This window comes from Diaphorobacter sp. HDW4B, assembly GCF_011305535.1.
Taxonomy (GTDB): Bacteria; Pseudomonadota; Gammaproteobacteria; order Burkholderiales; family Burkholderiaceae_C; genus Diaphorobacter_A.
In genome coordinates, this window is the sequence record NZ_CP049905.1 from 1,538,697 (window position 1) to 1,558,324 (window position 19,628).

Annotated in this window: 7 protein-coding genes; 3 read left to right on the forward strand and 4 right to left on the reverse strand. The window is 61.4% G+C overall.

The features are described from left to right. Positions 1-3: 3 nt before the first annotated feature. The 3 genes from G7048_RS07220 to glmS all read right to left on the reverse strand — a co-directional run bounded on the left by G7048_RS07220 (position 4) and on the right by glmS (position 15,697). A complete protein-coding gene (locus tag G7048_RS07220) occupies positions 4-12,039 on the reverse strand; it encodes an Ig-like domain-containing protein (protein ID WP_166067477.1) in 12,036 nt (4,011 codons plus the stop codon). A 1,185-nt stretch (positions 12,040-13,224) separates the two neighbouring features. Beyond that, positions 13,225-13,695 carry a GNAT family N-acetyltransferase gene (locus G7048_RS07225; protein ID WP_166067478.1) on the reverse strand — a complete coding sequence of 157 codons (471 nt, stop codon included), beginning with the start codon at positions 13,693-13,695 and terminating at the stop codon, positions 13,225-13,227. A gap of 91 nt (positions 13,696-13,786) precedes the next feature. Next, positions 13,787-15,697 (reverse strand): glutamine--fructose-6-phosphate transaminase (isomerizing), encoded by a 1,911-nt coding sequence (gene glmS / locus G7048_RS07230; RefSeq protein ID WP_166067479.1) that lies wholly within the window; start codon positions 15,695-15,697, stop codon positions 13,787-13,789. A gap of 186 nt (positions 15,698-15,883) precedes the next feature. On the opposite strand from glmS, the gene G7048_RS07235 reads away from it, so the two are divergent. The 3 genes from G7048_RS07235 (at position 15,884) to G7048_RS07245 (ending at position 17,918) form a co-directional block, all read left to right on the forward strand. Then, positions 15,884-16,372 (forward strand): Lrp/AsnC family transcriptional regulator, encoded by a 489-nt coding sequence (locus G7048_RS07235; RefSeq protein ID WP_166067480.1) that lies wholly within the window; start codon positions 15,884-15,886, stop codon positions 16,370-16,372. A gap of 194 nt (positions 16,373-16,566) precedes the next feature. Further along, complete coding sequence (locus tag G7048_RS07240) at positions 16,567-17,562, forward strand: DnaJ C-terminal domain-containing protein (RefSeq protein ID WP_166067481.1); 996 nt, start codon at positions 16,567-16,569, stop codon at positions 17,560-17,562. 26 nt (positions 17,563-17,588) lie between these two features. After that, positions 17,589-17,918, forward strand: a complete 330-nt coding sequence (locus G7048_RS07245) for a chaperone modulator CbpM (RefSeq protein ID WP_166067482.1) — start codon at positions 17,589-17,591, stop codon at positions 17,916-17,918. A 263-nt stretch (positions 17,919-18,181) separates the two neighbouring features. Here the strand turns inward: G7048_RS07245 and glmU are convergent, their stop codons facing one another. Beyond that, positions 18,182-19,609, reverse strand: a complete 1,428-nt coding sequence (glmU, locus tag G7048_RS07250; protein WP_166067483.1) for a bifunctional UDP-N-acetylglucosamine diphosphorylase/glucosamine-1-phosphate N-acetyltransferase GlmU — start codon at positions 19,607-19,609, stop codon at positions 18,182-18,184. Positions 19,610-19,628 lie beyond the last annotated feature (19 nt).

A 19,628-nucleotide genomic window follows, 5' to 3' on the forward strand; every position in this document is an offset into this window, starting at 1 on the left:
TCATCAGATCAGGGAAATCTGATGGTTGGCCAGCAGCGTCGCCAGATCGGTTTCGACACCGTTGAGCGTCACCAGCGTGGTCGACTGGTAGGCCCCGCCCGAGCCGTCACGGTCGATGCTCACCGTGGTGTTGCCACCGGAGGTCGTCACCGACAGGTACTGGGCGATGTTGTCACCCGCGTTGATGGTCGCTACACCGTTGAAGTACTTGGCTGCGTACTCACCGTTGATGGACGGTGTGTAGCCATTCAACAGTTGGCTCACATCAATGCGATCGGCGTTTGCCGTGGCCTCCCAGGTGCCGACCTTGAAGCCGTTCACCGTGTCGACTCCGTTGCCACCTGTCCCATTGGCCGCGTTCAGCAGCGTGTACATCAGCGTGTCGTTGCCACCCTTCGTCAGGTTGTAGGTGTCGTTGCCACCGCGACCGTTGAAGAGGTTGTCAGCCGCGCTGTCGGTGAACGTGTCGTTGCCCGAGCCACCGGCGATGCCTTCGATGTTCACGAAGGTGTCCGACCCGAAGCCCGTGGACTGCGCCGTCGTCAGCGACAGATCGATGGTCAATGGAGCGCTGCCCGCCAGTTCGTAGTCCACAACGTCAAGGCCGCCCGTGTTCGACCAGGAGGTCACGCCCGACACCGTCACCGAGCCGCCGCCACCGTTGAACTTGTCGGTTCCCAGTGTGGCGTAGAAGGTGTCGTTGTAGCCCGTGCCGACAATGCCGTTGCCGATATTGGCGTTTGCGACCGAACTGGAAGACTCGGCCGTCAGCACGTATGCCGAAGTCCCTTCTCCAGCCGTCAGGCCGCCCCAAGTGGCGTTGACGTTCTCGACGGTATTCGAGCCCACGGCGCCAACGCCACCGTAGTCCGAAGAGCTGCCGTTCACGTTGCTCAGCATGACCACGCTGTAGGTCTTCGAGGCATCCAGTCCGGTGAAGTCCACGAGTGCGGAGCTATCGTTGGTCTGATTGCCCGACTGGGCGTTGATCATCTGCGTGCGCACCACCGTGTTCGTTGCTTCGTCGATCAACTGCACCGTATTTCCGTAGAAGGAATTGATGCCTGTCTTGTCGAAGATCCGGACATGGATCACCGTGCCATCAGCGACATTGTTGGTGTTGGCGATGTACTTCGTGTTGCCCTTCGATGTGAACGCCACGAGGTCCTTGTCACCGTCCCAATCGATGTCGGCCGCAATCGCACCAGTCACCGAGTTGTTGTTGGAATCGCTAGTCCAACTGCCGATGGTGTTGGAGCCACCCAGCAAGTTGGTCGTGGTGAAGCTCTTGGTTGTACCGGATGACGTGTTGGTGTACAGATTGATGGCACCTGTGTTGCCCGCATCTGTCATGCCAGCGTTGTCGCCCATGCCGGGGAGTTCGATGACGTCCATCTTGCCGTCGTTGTTCCAATCCACCGCGAGCGATGCACCACCTTGCAGCGAGTCAGCGAACGTGTAGGTGCCTGTCGAGGTTCCAATGCCTGTGGGGGCACTGGATGACAGATGACCCGTTCCGTCGTTGAACAGAATGCGGCTCGCATAACCTCCAGCGGTGCTGCTGCTGTAGCCACGCCCCATGAACAAATCCATGTAGCCGTCGCCGTTGAAGTCAGCCCATGTCATCGACACGCCATTGCCCACGCCAGGGTTATCGGAGCGCTGGAAGGCGTTTTCGACAATCTGGTTGGTGTACCACGCGCCGTTGCCCAGGTTCGATGCCACGACCAGACGATAGTCGTTCGTGGTGGTGTCCACACTGGTACCTGCACCACCGATCTTGCTCGACCCAGCAGTGCCGTGGTAGATCAGATCGACCGTGCCATCATTGTTCAAGTCAACGCCCGACAACTCAATGTCGGACGTGGAATTGCCCGAATTGGTGGCCGCTGGCGCTCCTTCACCTTGAGTGTCGACGTATGCACCATCCTTGATCATGCCGTAGATCGTGCCGTCCTTGTTCAACACGATCTGCGTGTCGTAGCCGCCCTGAGCACCGGAGTCATTCGGCGTCTGATCACCGTAGGCAACATCGACGAGACCGTCACCAGTCTTGTCGAAGCCGACCACACCACCGAACCAGGAATAGGTGTTCGCGCTGCCGTCTTCCTCTTCCCAGTCGCCACCATACGTGTCAGGCCCGCCCACCTGCAGCGCCGTGTAAGTGCTGCCGTTGTAGGTGAATGCCTGCTGGCCATCCTGGTAGTCACTATCGACCGCGATCAAGTCCATCAGACCATCTCGGTTGTAGTCGATGAACGTGGCGTTCTGCACGTAGTTGTCGTCCTCGTAGTCTCCCCCGGAGTTGCTCACCAGAGCCGTCTTCGAGAAACTGCCCAGCGTGGCGCTGTTCGTTCCATTCGCATCCAGCATGGTCTGGTTGGAATGAATACGCCACATGCCGGTTTCGCTCAGTGTGAACGCCGTAGCCTTCTGATCCACATTGGCACCGCCAGCACCCATGGTCACCGTCGGTGTGGCACCCACCACCAGTTCGCCACTCGTGTTGTCGGTCGTGACCGTGCTGCCATCGGCCGCACGCAGAGTCGCCGCGACGTTGTAGGTTCCGACAGCCAGAGCGTTGCCGCTCGGGATCTGTACATACCATGTGTTGTTCAGCGGATCGACCACCACATCGCCTGTCTGAGACGAATAGGTGACACCGTTGACCGTCACCTCGACGTACTCGCCAGCCAGCAGCTCGAATCCGATGTAGCCAGTGACGATCGGTGTAGTGTCCACCGTCGTCTGCGCTTCAACCACCACAGTCAGGTCCACATTGACGGTCAGCGAAGCCGTCCCGCCCACGTTGCCCGCAACGTCCATGACCTTGGCCACATAGGTATGCGCAGAGCCGTCCGCAAGAGCATCCGGCAGAACGAAGGTCCAGTTCGTTGCGGACACGGTCGCCGTTCCCAGCAACGTTGTGCCTTCGTAGATTCCAACCGTTTCGCCGGTTGCCAGCGCGGCACTCAACGTCCCCTTGAGCAGCGGAGAGCGGTCATCGGTCGTGGTGCCCGTGCCGAAATCACCCTGGCTGGCACCCACGTTGTCGGCGTACAGAATGGTCGTCGTCGTTGTCGGTGCAACCGTGTCCACGCTCAGCGTGAACGCTGTCGATACCGCACCTTCGGCACCACTGTCGCTGACCACCACAGCGGTGTAGCTGTAGGTCTGACCGTTCGCGAGGCCGCTTGCTGCATAGGTCCAGCCCGTGCCAGAGGCGTCCACCGTTGCGTTGCCCAGCAGGGTTGTGCCCTGATAGATGCGCACGGTTTCGCCTGCAGCGAGAGCCTGGCTCAGCGTACCGTTCAACACGGGTGTCGTGTCGTCCGTTGTGGTGCCCGAGACGTAGTTGCCCATCAGCGTGCCGACGTTGTCGGTGTAGCTGACGATGGCTGCCGTGGTTTCCGGAGCGCTGGTGTTGACCGTGAGGTTGAACGTGTTCGACATGCCTGTCGTGCTCGCATTGCCTGCTTGGTCAACCACGAGGGCTGTGAACTGGTAGGTGGCATCAGCCAGGCCATTCAACTGGTATGTCCAGCTGGTGCCCATGACTGTCGCCGTTCCCACCATCACGCCGTTCTGGTAGATCTGCACAGCATCACCCGAGTTCAGGCTGTACTGCAGCGTGCCCTTGAGCAGCGGAGCAGTATCGTCCGTCGTGGTGTTGGTGCCCATCGTCGCGTTCTGCGCGCCGCCCATGTCATCCGCGTAGCTGTCGATCGTGACGTTGACGCTCGGCGCGGTGGTGTCCACGGTGATCGTGAACGTGTTGGACAGTGTGCCGATGTTGCCAGCCGCATCCACCACCTTGGCCACATACTGGTATGTGGTCGCATCGGCCAGACCGCTGAGCTGCAGATTCCAGCTGCTGTCAGCCGTATTCACCGTCGCAGCACCCACCAGCACGCTGTCGGAGCCGACGATGCGGTACACGAGCACCTGTTCGTCGGAACCGATCGCTTGCGACAGAGTACCGTTGAGCACCGGTGCGGTGTCGTCGGTGACCGTCGCATTGCCGAAGTTGTTCTTCAGCGTGCCTTGGTCGTCGGTGTAGTTGACGATGGTCGGCGTGCTGGTCGGAGCAATCGCGTCTTCGGTGAGCGTGAACACGCTCGTTGCAAGGCCTTCGTTGCCCGCATCGTCCACGATCACGGCCGTATAGCTGTGCGCGCCGGTCGTCAGCGCATTGAGCTGATAGGTCCAGCTTCCGCTTGCGACGGTTGCCTCGCCCAGCAGCGTGCTGCCTTCGTAGATGCGAACCACGTCACCCGTGACGAGGCCAACCACCGTGCCCTTGAGCAGCGGTGAAGGATCGTTCGTGGTCGTGCCATTCAGGAAGTCGCCGTCGTTTGGAGTGACGTTGTCTTCGTAAGCCGTGATCGCGATCTGGTAGACCGTTGTGCTTTCGGGTGCCTCTGTATCGAGCTTCACCAGAGCCTGAGCGCTGGATGGGTTGCCCAATTGATCCGTCACGTTCGCCGTCACCGTGACCGTGCCTTCGTTCAACGTGCTGAGATCCACTGCGGCTGCAGTCCAGGCGTTGTTGCTGATGGTGGCCGTCGCATTGACGCTGTTGGTGCCATCCGTGAATGTCACCGTCACGACCTGCCCATTGGACACGTTCGCGGTCGTACCGCTCACCACCACTGTGGACACTTCTTGGGCGTTGACGATGTTGTCGCCTTCGATCGGTGCATTCAGCCAGATGCCGGACACGGTCGAATCGACGGTGTACTGCTGCGATACCGTCTTGGACGAGGTATTGCCCACATCATCGACAAAGGTGGCTGTCACTTCCAGTGTCTTGTTCGCATCAGCCGCCAGAGCCTGCCCGGCGACATCCACAGTCCACGTCGAACCGGAAACGGTGGCGGTGTAGCTCGCGCCGTTCAGATTCACGATGACCGTTGTGCTCACTGCATCGCCCGGCACGCCTGTCAGTGTGCCCGTCAGAGGAATTGCCGTCTGCTGCGCCTCGCTGGCGTTGACGATGTTGTCCGCCGTCACCGGGTTCACCGTCAGGCCCAGGCCCGATACGTCAGGCCCAACCGAGTCCACGCCAATGGTGAACGCGTCGGACATGTCACCGGCCTCAAGATCGGTGTTGACCACCTGAGCCGTGTAGTCGTACGAGCTGCCGTTCTGCAAGCCGCTGAGGGCGTAGCTCCAAGCCAATCCGCTGGCATCCACCGTGGCAGTTCCCACAGCAACTCCACCGAGATAGACATCGACGTGCTCATCCGCCTCCAGAGCCGCACTCAACGTACCGTTGAGCACAGGTGCCAGATCGTCAGTTGCTGTACCCGAACCATAGTCACCCACCAGCGTACCGACGTTGTCGGTGTAGCTGACGATGGTGGCCAGCGTGTCCAGGCCAGTTCCGACAATGATCGGCTCGCCCAACGCATAGACCTTCGACGCAGCCGTGCTCGACACATTGCCTGCAGCATCGGTGAAGGTGGCCGTGGCCTCAACCTTCTTGTCGGAGTCCGCACCCAAGTTGGCACCGCTCACGTCCACAGACCACGTATTGCCAGTCACGGTCGCGGTATGGTCAACACCATTCACCGTCACCACAACCGATTTCGCGGCAGCATCCGACGGCACATTCGTCAGCGTACCTGTCAGCGTCACCGCAGATTGCAGCGATTCCGCAACGCTCAACTTGTTGTCCGGCGTCACGTCGTCCACCGTCAGACCCACATTCGTCACCACAGGGGCAGCAGCGTCCACGGTGTAGGCCTGCGAGGCGGTCTTGACCGCTTCGTTGCCGGCCGCATCTGCGAAGGTCGCTGTCACGTCCACGCCCGTGTCGGCGGCCAGCTTGCTGCCGGGCACGTCCACGCTCCAGGTGCTGCCCGTGACGGTGGCTGTGTAGTCCGTGCCGTCCACGTTCACCACCACCTTGGTGGAGGTCACGTCCGATGGCACGCCTGTCAGCGTACCGGTCAGGGTCACGCCTGCTTGCGCTGCTTCGGCGGCGTTGACGATGTTGTCACCTGCCACGGGGTTCACCGCAAGGGTGACGCCGCTCATGTTGGGTGCCGTCGTGTCCAGGTTCACCACGAACGCCGGTGTGCTTGGCGCGCTTTCGTTGCCCGCTGCATCCGTGGTCGTGGTCGTGAAGCTGTGCGCGCCGTCCGAGGTCAGTTGATGTGCCTGGTCCGGTGTGTACGACCAGCTGCCGTCCGGCTGCACTGTGGTCGAGCCGATCACGGCTCCGTCCACGTACACGTTGACGGTCTCGCCAGCCGTGCCGCTGCCCACCAGCGTCGGTGTGGTGTCGTCGGTGACGTCGCCGCTGGCAAGGTCTGCCTGCTTCGTGCCCACGTCGTCCTTGGCGCTGCCGATGCTTGGCGCTGCCGAGGCTGCCGTGTCCACGGTCAGCTCGTAGCCTTGCGTGACGGTGTTGCCTGCCGCGTTCGTTGCGCTCACCACGTAGGTGTGCGGGCCGTCCGCCTGGTCTGCCAGTGCGATGGTCCACGCGCCTGTGCTGTCCGCTGTGGCGCTGGCCACTGCCGTCGTGCCTTCGAAGATGGTGACCACTGCGTTGGCGGTGGCCGTGCCCACGAAGGTCGGCGTGTCGTCGTTGGTGATGCCCTTGTCGGCGATGTTCTGCACTGTCGCCTGAGCATTGTCTTCCACGCGCAGGATGTTCAGCTCCAGAGCGCTCGTGTCCACCGTGATGTCCAGCGACGTGCTCGGTGTGCTGGTGTTGCCTGCCGCGTCCGTGGCCGTCGTGGTCAGCTCGTGCTCACCATCGGTCAGCGGTGTCTCGGGCGTGAAGCTCCAGGTGCCGTCCGTGCCCACTGTAGCCGTGCCGATCACTGCGCCGTTGTCCAGCACGGTGATGGTCTCGCCCGGTGTGCCGCTGCCTGCCAGGGTAGGCGTGGCGTCGTCGGTCGTGGCTCCATCGGTGATGGGCACGGCGGCGCCGTTCGGATTGTTCACGTTGTCGGTCGCGCCCGGTGCCACCGGTGCTGCCGGAGCCAGCGTGTCCACCGTGAAGGTGTACTCGCCGGTCGGCACGCTCTCCACGCCTGCTTCGTTGGTCGTGGTCGCTGTGAGGGCGTGTGCGCCTTCTGCCAGTGCGGGCACTTCCACGCTCCAGTTGCCGTTCTGGTCGACCACGACCGAACTCACTGCCGTGTCGTTGTCGTAGATGGTCACCAGCGTACCCGCTGCGCCCGTGCCGCTCACCAGTGGGGTGGCGTCATTGGTCACCGCGTCCTTCTGGATCGTCTCGGGCGTCGTGCCTTCGTTGTTCTGCACGCCGCTGATCGAAGGTGCTGCGGGTGCTGCGCCGTCGAACGTGAAGCCGATCGCGCCGGTGGCCGTGCCTGCGTTGCCTGCCGCGTCCACGGGCACCAGCGTGAAGCTGTGTGCGCCGTTGGCAAGCGGTGTGTCAGGCGTCACGCTGAACGTGCCGTCCTGGTTCACCGTCGCCGTGCCCACGACCACGCCGTTGTCCAGCAACTGCACTGTCGTCACGCCTGTGGCTGCCGTGCCGGTGTAGGTCGGCAGTGCATCGTCGGTCGTGTCGCCTGCAACGATCGGCGTCTGGTCCGCGCCCACGTCGTCGTTGAGCACCAGACCCGTGAGGCTGCCGTCTGCCGGAGCAGTCGTGTCCACGGTGAACGCAAGCGCCGGGCTCTCCTCGCTCGTGTTGCCTGCCGCGTCCGTCACCGTCGTCGTCAGGCTGTGCTCGCCTTCCGTCAGTGCGGGCTGCGGTGTGTAGCTCCAGGTGCCGTCCGCTCCCACCACGGCCGTGCCGATGGCTGTGCCGTTGTCCAGGATCGTGACGACCTCACCTTCTTGCAGACCCGAGCCAGCCAGCGTCGGTGTCGTGTCGTTGGTCGAGCCGTTCGCCTCGATCACCTCCACCGCACCGCCTGCGTTGCCCACGTTGTCCGTGGCCGAAGGAGTGCCCTGTGTGGCTGGTGGTGTCGTGTCCAGCGTCAGCACGAATGCGTCGCTTGGCGCGCTTTCGTTGCCCGATGCGTCCGTGGTCGTGGTCGTGAAGCTGTATTCGCCGTCGGCAGGAAGTGCGTTCTCCAGCGGCAGCGTGTACGACCAGTTGCCGTCGCTGCCCACCGTGGCCGTTCCCACCAGGTCGCCGTCCACGTACACGTTCACCGTCTCGCCTGCCGTGCCCTTGCCGCTGAGGGTCGGGGTGGTGTCGTCGGTGACGTCGCCGTTGGCAAGCGCGCCTTGCTGTGTGCCCACGTCGTCTGTTGCGGCTGCGATGCTTGGTGCTTCCGAGGCTGCCGTGTCCACCGTCAGCGTATAAGGCTGCGTGATCGTGTTGCCCGCCGCGTTCGTTGTGCTCACCACGTAGTTGTGCGGGCCATCGGCGACGTCTGCCAGCGCGATGGTCCACGCGCCGGTGCTGTCCGCTGTGGCACTGCCCACGGCTGTCGTGCCTTCGAAGATGGTGACCAGCGCGTTGGCGTTGGCCTTGCCCACGAAGGTCGGTGTGTCGTCGTTGGTGGTGCCGCCGCTGACGATGTTCTGCACTGTCGTCTGGGCGTTGTCTTCCACGCGCAGGATCTCCAGCTCCAGCGCGCTCGTGTCCACCGTGACGGTCAGACCTGCGCCTTCCGGGCTGGTGTTGCCTGCGGCATCGGTGACCGTGGTGGTCAGCTCGTGCTCGCCATCGGTCAGCGGTGTCTCGGGTGTGAAGCTCCAGGTGCCGTCCGTGCCCACTGTAGCCGTGCCGATCGCTGCGCCGTTGTCCAGGATGGTGATGACTTCACCGGCTGTGCCGCTGCCTGCCAATGTAGGCGTGGCGTCGTCGGTCGTGGCTCCATCGGTGATGGGCACGGCGGCGCCGTTCGGATTGTTCACGTTGTCGGTCGCGCCCGGTGCCACCGGTGCTGCCGGAGCCAGCGTGTCCACCGTGAAGGTGTATTCGCCGGTCGGCACGCTCTCCACGCCTGCTTCGTTGGTCGTGGTCGCTGTGAGGGCGTGTGCGCCTTCTGCCAGTGCGGGCACTTCCACGCTCCAGTTGCCGTTCTGGTCGACCACGACCGAACTCACTGCCGTGTCGTTGTCGTAGATGGTCACCAGCGTACCCGCCGCGCCCGTGCCGCTCACCAGTGGGGTGGCGTCATTGGTCACCGCGTCCTTCTGGATCGTCTCGGGCGTCGTGCCTTCGTTGTTCTGCACGCCGCTGATCGAGGGCGCTGCGGGTGCTGCGCCGTCGAACGTGAAGCCGATCGCGCCAGTGGCCGTGCCTGCGTTGCCTGCCGCGTCCACGGGCACCAGCGTGAAGCTGTGGTCCGCGCCGCTGATCGGTGCATCGGGAGTCACGCTGAACGTGCCATCCTGGGCCACCGTCGCCGTGCCAACCACCACGCCGTTGTCCAGCAGTTGCACTGTCGTCACGTCCGAGCCGTCAGCAATCTTGCCGGTGTAGGTTGGCAGTGCGTCGTCGGTCGTGTCGCCTGCAACGATCGGCGTCTGGTCCGCGCCCACGTCGTCGTTGAGCACCAGACCCGTGAGGCTGTTTGCTCCCGGGGCCACCGTGTCGGAAGCCTGCGAGGCACTCGCGGCGGCTGTTGGATTGCCCGCCAAATCTTGCGCTGCGCCTGCAGGGACATTGACCGTAATGGTGCCCGCATCGCCATCTGCAGGTGTCACCACCAGCGTATAGACATTGGGCGATACCTGCTTGAATTGACCGGCAGTGCCGCCGCCCACCGTGATGTCCTTGGCGTCAAAGCCTTCGACTGCTTCGCTGAATGTGAACGTGAATGTGACGCTGCCATCCCTGCCGACAGTGCCTGCGACGTTGTCTGTGATGGTGAGCGTAGGAGCCACGCCATCCACAGTCGCTGTCGCTTCGCCGCTGGTGTTTCCAGCCGGATCCGTCGCGATGACGATGATTTTTTCACCATCCTCCAGGCCGCCCGGGTTGGGCACGGTGAAGCTGCCATCGGGACCTGCCACGACGGAATCCTTCGTGCCATCGGGATAGGTCACGATCACGGTCGAGCCGGGTTCGGCTTCGCCAGTGATCGGTTCCTTTGGACCGACGGGGTCCAAGGTCGGAATGGAGGGCGCCACGCCATCCACAATTGCTGTCGCTTCGCCGCTGGTATTGCCAGCTGGATCGGTCGCGGTGACGGTGACTTTTTCACCATCCTCCAGACCGCCTGGATTGGGCACGGTGAAGCTGCCATCGGGACCTGCCACGACGGAATTCTTCGTGCCATCGGGATAAGTCACGGTCACGGTCGAGCCGGGCTCGGCTTCGCCGGTGATCGGCTCCTTTGGACCCACAGGGTCGACCGTCGGGACTGTTGGTGCCAACGAATCAATGACGGCAGTCGCCTCACCGCTGGTGTTGCTCGCCTTGTCGGTGGCTGTGACAGTGACTTTTCCGCCATTCGGGAGATCGCCCGGGTTGGGAACGGAGAAGCTGCCGTCGGTGCCAGCAGTTGTTGTGGCGGTCTTGCCATCGGGATACTTGACAGTCACTGTCGAGCCCGGTTCAGCCTTGCCGGTGATCGGGTCGGTGCCGTTGACAACATCCACAGTTGGGACGGCTGGCGGCGTGGTGTCGCCTGGTTGGGGACCTGGATCGACGGTGCCTGTTCCACCATCAACGATCGCGGTGGCTTCACCGCTGGTGTTGCCTGCGGGATCGGTGGCAGTGACAGTGACCTTCTCGCCATCTTTCAGGCCACCGGGGTTGGGCGCTGTGAAGCTACCGTCCGGACCTGCAATGACGGTGACAGTCTTGCCATCGGGGTACTTGATGGTCACGGTCGAGCCCGCTTCGGCGTCGCCGGTGATCGGGGTGGTGGGCTTGACGGTATCCACGCTGGGCACGTTCGGAGCCACCGCATCCACAGTCGCCGTGCCTTCGCCGCTGACATTGCCTGCAGGATCGGTCGCTGTGACGGTGATCTTGTCACCATCTTTCATACCCGGATTCGGTGCCGTGAAGCTGCCGTCTGCGCCTGTCACGACAGTTTCTTTGCTTCCATCGGGGTACTTGACGGTCACAGTGGAGCCGGGCTCGGCATGCCCTGTGATCGGATCATGCCCATTGACTGGGTCCACACTCGGCGTGCCCGGAGCGACTGCATCCACCGTCTCGGTAGCTTCGCCGCTGGTGTTGCCGGCTTTGTCGGTCGCGGTGACGGTGACCGTGTCACCATCCTTCAAGCCATCAGGGCGCGCAACACTGAAGCTGCCGTCGGCGCCCGCAGTGGTGGAGACTGTCTTGCCATCGGGCAGTGTCACGGTCACGATGGAACCCGCTTCCGCATGGCCGGTGATCGGGCCAGTGGCTTTGATCGGGTCCACATCGGGAACAGCAGGTGCCACCGCATCGACAGTGGCTACCGTCGGATCGCTCGCGCCGCCTTCGTTGCTCGCCGTCACGGAAATCTTGTCGCCATCCTTCAGGCCTGGATTGGGCACGGTGAACTTGCCATCGGCCCCGGCCACAGCGCTTGCGGTCGTGCCATTGGGGAAGGTCACAGTGACAGTCGAGCCGGGCTCGGCCATGCCGGTGATCGGATTCTTGCCATTGACCGGACTCACTTCCGGCGAGGTTGGCTTGGCGACCGGCGACGAATCTGAGCCGCCCAGACTGGAGCCCACCGCCAAAAGGGCCGCCATGCCGGCAGCCCAGGTCAACACGAGTGGCAGTGCAGCGTTGTCGGCTTCTGCAAGCAGCGGCTCGATCGAGTAGAGATTCGAGTAGCTGTACCCCAACGAGCCCTGGCCTTCGCCGAATGCGGCCAGCCACAGGCCCTCCTGATCGTCATCCAGAACAAGATTGCTCTGACCGCCTTCCAACTGTGCAAAGAAATCGTGAACGGTAATGACCTCACCGCTTTGCAGCTTGAGGATGAGGTCATTGCCATTGCGGACCATTTCTTTGACGTCCGCACGCTTGACGCCTACCTGAACGACGGCAGCCTCGGTCAAACGGAACTCGGACGGCAAACCGTACTTGGAAACAGCGGACTTTTTGGAAACAACAACAATTTCCACGTGACCTGCAGAAGACGACATAAAACGCTCACTTTCGAAAATGAAAAACTTGCCCATCGCCAGAGAAACCAATTCCGGCGAAAGAAAACATCGGGGAATCAACAAAACCAACCATCAACCATGTACATCTGCATTCACTCAATTGACTAAATCGATGAGAAATCTGCAGGTACCATAGGAATTTCAAAATTCAACCGGAGTTAATTCCAAATATTCCCCAACGCGAATACACGAAGGCGCAAAGATTACAGAGACATGAATTCAAATGGTTGATCAAGCACAATTCAAAAACCGCAACAACGACCAGCGAATGATTAATTAACAGACTTCTTAATCCATTAACCTCAATTCACAAATCTTCGCCTTACAGCCTTGAAAAGAAAGATTTCAGACACAACCACATGCATCCAACAAAAAGGTGCATCAAGTCCATCCATAGCCCCTCCCGCACATTCAAAACAACAATGGAGCCGATTGAGAAATTAGAGCAAACCCCACTTCAATCCATTGCTCCACCACCATGCGGCGCATTAAATCATTTTCAAAAGCATTTTATTGATGTAACCCGTCGATCGAAACAATTCTTCAAACACCATCTTTGCTTGAATGAATAAGTGCAGATTCATTTGTTTTTGATAGTTTTGAGAATTTTCACCACCAATATCAGAACAAAACCAATCGCATCTTCTTCAATCAAATACAAAAGGCATAACAAATTTACCCCACTCAGTCATGAGGTATTCAATTGACACACGAGACCATCCAAACAAAAATCCATCAATCACTTTAAAAAGTGGATAGTGATTTACACGAATCTTTAAAGACAGTGACTCTTAAAATCTGCAAATCATTCATTTCACAAAACACATCAATAAAGTCAAATGCAGGACTTCCGCCATTGGCGGAAGCAAGCAACCACTTTGATTCAAATGCGGATTCATCAGCATTCATGAGCAGATGAATGAAATGAACTGATAAAATCAAAAAGAGCAATACATCTGATTAATTCAGAGATAAGCGCACAAAACGCTCAATCACTTATTTTTTCCAACGGGAAATTTATCGACAACAAACGTAAACGGATGCTTTGAAATTGCAAAAAGCATCGGCCCAAGTCCTCGGTCAATAGAGGCTCGGGCGTGATCGGCAAACGAATGAAGTGACCGCGCGTTGAACAGATTTCAGACCTGCTTCGAGACCATGGGTCTACTTTCGGGCCAGCAGAATCACCTCTGCCGCCGAGTACAGATCGGCAATGCGCGCCACGGGCTTTGCGCCCAGGGCTTTGGCGTAGAGAAGTTGCGCCTGGTTGTCTTCGCGCGTGGACACCAGAGTGGCCTTCAACTTCCGGCCTTCGGAGAGCAATGCGGTTTCGATGGAATGCAGCGACTCGCGGATGAGTCGCTCGGCCAAGCCCTTGCCCCTGCACTCGGGAAGAATGGCGATCTGATCCAGTTCGAGCACCACCTCAGCGCGGAAACCGGACTTCTGCGACCAGAAGATGTAGCCGACGGCGCTCCCATCAAGCATGCCGACGAACACAAGAAAGCGCGGCTCGGCAGCCAAGGTGCATGACACCCAGCGCTCGGAATCACCCTGCCGTGGAAACGACGCGTGATGCACCTGCGCGATGACAGAAATATCGGAAGTGCAGGCCTTGCGAATGTGGAAGTTCATATGCGCAAACGCTCCCAAACAACGCATGTTGACCGGATGAGGAGGGCTGGACGCAGCAACGGCGACCCAGCCTCACCCTACGTTCACCCACTCACTCCACGGTGACCGACTTGGCCAAATTGCGTGGCTTGTCCACATCCGTGCCGCGTGCGACGGCGGTGTGATACGCCAGCAATTGCAGCGGCACGACGTGCAGGATCGGGCTCAGTGCGCCGTAGTGTTCGGGCATGCGGATGACGTGGATGCCGTCTTCGCTTTCGATCTGCGAGTCGCCGTCGGCCAGCACATAGAGCACGCCGCCGCGCGCACGCACTTCCTGCATGTTGCTCTTGAGCTTTTCGAGCAGCTCGTCGTGCGGGGCGACGGTGACCACCGGCATGCTGCTGGTGACGAGCGCGAGCGGGCCGTGCTTGAGTTCACCGGCGGGATAAGCCTCGGCGTGGATGTAGCTGATTTCCTTGAGCTTGAGCGCGCCTTCCAAGGCAATCGGGTAGTGGATGCCGCGACCGAGGAACAGCGCGTTTTCCATCTTGGCGAAGTCTTCGGCCCAGCTGATGACCTGTGGCTCCAGCGCGAGCACGGCTTGCAGGGCGACGGGCAGGTGGCGCATCGATGTGAGGTACTGCGCTTCACGCTCTTCGGTCAGGCGGCCCTTGGATTGGGCGAGTGCGAGCGTGAGCAGGAACAGGCCAGCCAATTGCGTGGTGAACGCCTTGGTCGACGCGACGCCGATTTCCACGCCCGCGCGCGTGATGTAGGCCAGTTCGCATTCGCGAACCATGGCGCTGGTGGCGACGTTGCAGACCGTGAGCGTGTGCGTCATGCCGAGGCTTTGCGCGTGGCGCAGCGCGGCCAGCGTGTCGGCGGTTTCGCCGGATTGGCTGATGGTGACGACCAGTGTCCTGGAATTGGGCACGCTGGTGCGGTAGCGGTATTCGCTCGCGACTTCGACGTTGCAAGGGATCTTGGCGATGGCCTCGATCCAATACTTGGCCGCGCAGCCGCTGTAGTAGCTGGTGCCGCAGGCGAGGATCAGCACCGAGTCGATTTCCTTGAACACGCGCCACGCGGCGGTGCGTGTGCTGCCATCGGCGTCGATGCCATCGAACAGCTCGGGCACGATGGCCTGCACGCCTTCTAGCGTGTCGGCAATCGCGCGTGGCTGCTCGAAGATTTCCTTTTGCATGTAGTGGCGATAGGGGCCGAGTTCGGCCGCGCCGCTGTGTGCGTGCACGGTGCGCACGGGGCGCTGTGCTTCGGTCATGCGCTGACCGGCCTGGTCGACGATCCAGTAGCGGCCGGGTTGCAGATCGACCAGGTCGCCTTCCTTCAGATAGACGATCTGGTTGGTCACGCCCGCGAGCGCCATGGCGTCGCTGGCGAGGAAGTTTTCGTTCTCGCCCACGCCCAGCACCAGCGGCGATCCGGCACGCGCGCCGACCACGCGATGCGGCTCATCCTTGTGCATGACGGCAATCGCGAACGCGCCATGCAGTTGCGCGATGGCGGCCTTCACGGCCTCGAACAGGTCGCCGTCGTACAGGCTGTCGACCAGATGCGCAATGACTTCGGTGTCCGTCTGACTGGAGAACGCGTAGCCGCGCGCCTGCAGCATGCTGCGCAGTTCCTGATAGTTCTCGATGATGCCGTTGTGCACCAGCGCGACGCGGGCCGCACGGTCGGTTTCGGCGGGCGCGGCGTTCGGTCCGTGGCTGAAATGCGGGTGCGCGTTGTGCACGGCCGGTGCACCATGCGTGGCCCAGCGGGTGTGGGCAATGCCGGTTGCGCCTTGCAGATGCTCGGTATCGACCTGCGCCTGCAGTTCGGCCACACGCGCTGTGCTGCGTGCGCGGTGCAGACCGCCCGTGGGGTTGTTGCCCATGCTGGCTTCGTGCACCGCCACGCCGCAGGAGTCATAACCACGGTATTCGAGGCGTTGAAGGCCCTGGACGAGGATGGGAACGATATTGCGATGGGAAACCGCGCCGACGATGCCGCACATAGGTGACTGCTCCTTGCGGAGCTGCCGGCTCCGCGTTCGGTTGGAAGGTCCGTGGACCCGTTGAATCAAGAATGGACGCGATCGTACGCAGCCATGAATGAATTTTGTGATTCATTTTTGATTGAATTTGAAATAATATTTCGCAACAAATATGGATTGAAATTTAGTTTCATAATTCATTTGAATATGGAATCACAAGACACCGTCATAGACGCCATCGACAAGCAGTTGCTCAACCTGTTGCAGAAAGACGCGTCCATCAGCAACCAGTCGCTGGCCGAGCTCGTCCACGTCTCACCGCCCACCTGCCTGCGCCGCGTGCGCCGTCTGCATGAGCTTGGGCTGATCGAAAAGCAGGTCGCGCTGCTGCAACCGGACCGCTTGGCGCAGTTGCAAGGGCACGGACTGACGGCCATTGTCGAGATCACGCTCGACCAGCAAGGCGCGGAGTTTCTGAACGCCTTCGAGGCCCGCGTGATTGCGCACGAGCAGGTGCAGCAATGCTGGCGCGTCTCGCCCGGCCCGGACTTCATTCTGGTGGTCCACGCCCATGACATGCCCGCCTACCACGCGCTCGCGCAGCGGCTGTTCACGCACGACGCCAACGTGCGCAACGTGAAGGCATTCTTTGCCACCCACCGCGCGAAATTCGACACCTTTGTGCCACTCGAATGAAGCTTGAATGAGGCTTGAATAAGCTCCGATAGACTCCATCTTCAAGCATTGGCAAATCGTTACCAATCTACCGCTACGCCCGCCCCGAACGCGCTGCGTGTTTGGCCTACGATGTGCCCACAGGGTTGTTACCTCATTTCCAACTTCCGCGCGCCAAGACAAGCAAGTACAGGCGGCGGTTCAGGAGCTTGTGCATGGAGTTCAAGGACTATTACAAAATCCTGGGCGTTGACAAAAGCGCCTCTCAGGACGAGATCAAGAAGGCTTACCGAAAGCTCGCCCGCAAATACCACCCGGACGTCAGCAAGGAAAAAGACGCCTCCGAACGCATGGCCGAGGTCAACGAGGCCAACACCGTGCTGTCCGATCCGGAAAAGCGCGCCGCCTACGACAACCTCGGCAAAGAAGGCGCCTACCGCGGCGGCCAAGACTTCCGCGCGCCACCCGACTGGGACTCAGGATTCGAATTCACCGGCTCGCACGACGGCGACGGCGGCATGGACAGCGCCGCCTTCAGCGACTTCTTCGAGCAGATGTTCGGCCGCACCGCACGCGCGCAGCGTGGCGGCGGCGCTGGAAACGGTGCGGGCGCATCCCAGTTCCGCAGCGGCCCGCCCCCATCGCAACGCGGTGAAGACCACCACGCCAAGATCGAACTCGATCTGCAGGACTCGTACACCGGCGCGGAACGCATGCTCTCGCTGCGCGGCGCCAAGCTGGACGACAGCGGCCACCTGGTCAACGAAGAACGCCAACTGCAAGTGACGATCCCCAAGGGCGTGCGCGCAGGCCAGCTGATTCGCCTCTCCGGCCAAGGCAGCCCCGGCTACGGCGGCGCACCCAACGGCGACCTGTTCCTCGAAGTGCAGTTCAAGCCCGACGCCCGCTGGCGCGCGCAAGACCGCGACGTCTATCAAAGCGTGAACGTCTCGCCATGGGAAGCCGAACTCGGCGGCCCCATCGAAGTGACCACGCCGAATGGAAGCACCGTCGAAGTCAACGTCCCCGCCCACTCCAAGACCGGCCGCAAACTGCGCCTGAAAGAACGCGGCCTGCCCTCGGCCACGCCCGGCGATCTGTATCTGGAACTGCACATCGTGGTGCCCCAAGCCACCACCGACGAGCAACGCGCCGCCTACAGCAACCTCGCCAAAGCCTTCGCGCAATTCAACCCGCGCAGCGGCCAGTAATCGAAAAGACCGCAAGGAGTTTGCACATGCCCGCACAAACAACAGCGACGACCAAGGCGCTTGCCGAACTGCTGGACGACCACACCCTGAGCCTCGAAGACCTCGCCCGCGCCTGCGCCATGGCCCCCGACTGGGTCAGCGCCCGCGCCACGGAAGGCCTGCTCCAAGGCGATCAGGCCACAGGCACCTGGCGCTTCACCAGCACGACAGTCATCCGCGCAAGAAGAATGGCCCGCCTCGAATCCACATTCGAAGCCGACCCGCAACTGGCCGCATTGACCACAGACCTGATGGAAGAAGTCGCAGAACTGAAAACGCGCCTTCGCCAGTTGGAAGCAGCCTTCACCCGCCGCTAAAAATGCGTCACCAGCGTCTCGCGAAGTCGCGAGACGAAACCGGCACGAGCAACGCGAAGTGCCGAATCACACCTCTTCCAGACTGACTTGCGGCAAGCTGTCTGAACGGAGCGCCTACGGCGCGCAGAGAGTTTTGCCGCAGGTATTCAAGCGCGCTTTTGGTGACTTTTCGCGCGCCAGCGAAAAGTTACTCCGCCGCCGGGCGGAACTCCCGGCATCGGACCTGAACCACCGAGCAGAAGCCAAAAAAGAATCACGAAGAATCACTTCTTCGCAGGCCGCGTCCAATCAGCAATGGAAACCTGCTTCCCCCGAGCCACAGTCAAAGACCCCGGCAAAGTGTTCTTGGTCACCGTAGACCCACCACCCACAGTCCCCCCCGCCCCGATGGTCACCGGAGCCACCAACACACAGTTGCTCCCCACATGCACATCGGCCTCGATCACCGTCCGATGCTTGTTCGCACCATCGTAGTTGGCGGTGATGCTCCCCGCCCCGTAGTTCACCCGCTCGCCCACGGTTGCATCGCCCAGATACGCCAGATGATTGGCCTTGGCCCCATCGGCCAGCGTGGAGTTCTTGACCTCGACAAAGTTGCCGATGTGCACCTCGCGCCCCAGTTGCGCGCCCGGACGCAGCCGCGCGAACGGACCGATCAGAGCGCCCTCGCCCACGGAAGCCCCTGCCTTTTCGCCATCGATGTGCGTGAACGGATGAATCACCGCACCCGCCGCGATCTTCGCGTTGCTGATGTGGCAATACGCGCCGATGCGCGCGCCTTCGCCGATCTCGACCTGACCGGTGAAGATGCAGCCCACGTCGATCTCCACGTCGGTCGAGCAGTCTAGCTGCGCGAGCACGCCGCGCACATCGTCACGCAGATCGAAACGCGCAGGATCGGCCATGCGCACGCCCTGCTCCATGAGCTTGGTGGCCTGACGCAGTTGGTGCGCGCGCTCCAGCGCCGCCAGTTGCATGGGACTGTTCACGCCCTCGACCTGCAACGGGTCGTTGATGCAGTGGCCGACCACGCCGACACCATCGGCCACGGCCATTGCGACCACGTCGGTCAGGTAATACTCTTTCTGCGCGTTGTTGTTGTCGATGCGCGCGAGCCATTGCTTCAAATGCTTGGCAGGCGCGGCCATGATGCCGCTGTAGATCTCGTTGATCGCGCGCTGCTCGTCGCTCGCGTCCTTGTGCTCGACGATGCGCTGGACCACGCCGTTGGCATCGCGCACGATGCGGCCGTAGCCGGTTGGATCGGGAACGCGCACCGTCAGCAGCGCGAGCTTGTCACCACCCGAAGCCTGGACCAGATCGGCCACCGTCTGCGCCTGCGTGAGCGGCACGTCGCCCGAGAGCACGACGACCACGCCATCGTCATCCTGCAGCTTGGGCACGGCCTGCTGCACGGCATGACCGGTGCCGAGCTGCGGCTCCTGACGCACGAACTGCATGTCGAACTTCGTCGCTGTCGGCAACTGGAAAGCCGAGCACGCGGCCTCGACCTCCTCCGCGCCGTGGCCCGTCACCACCACCACGCGGCGCGGCGCAAGGCTCTGCGCCTGCGACACCACATGTTGCAGCAGCGGCCTGCCCGCCAGACGTTGCAGAACCTTGGGAGTGCGGCTTTTCATGCGCGTGCCCTTGCCCGCAGCCATGATGATGATGTCGATTTGCGCTGTCATGTGTGTCGTGAGAACAGGC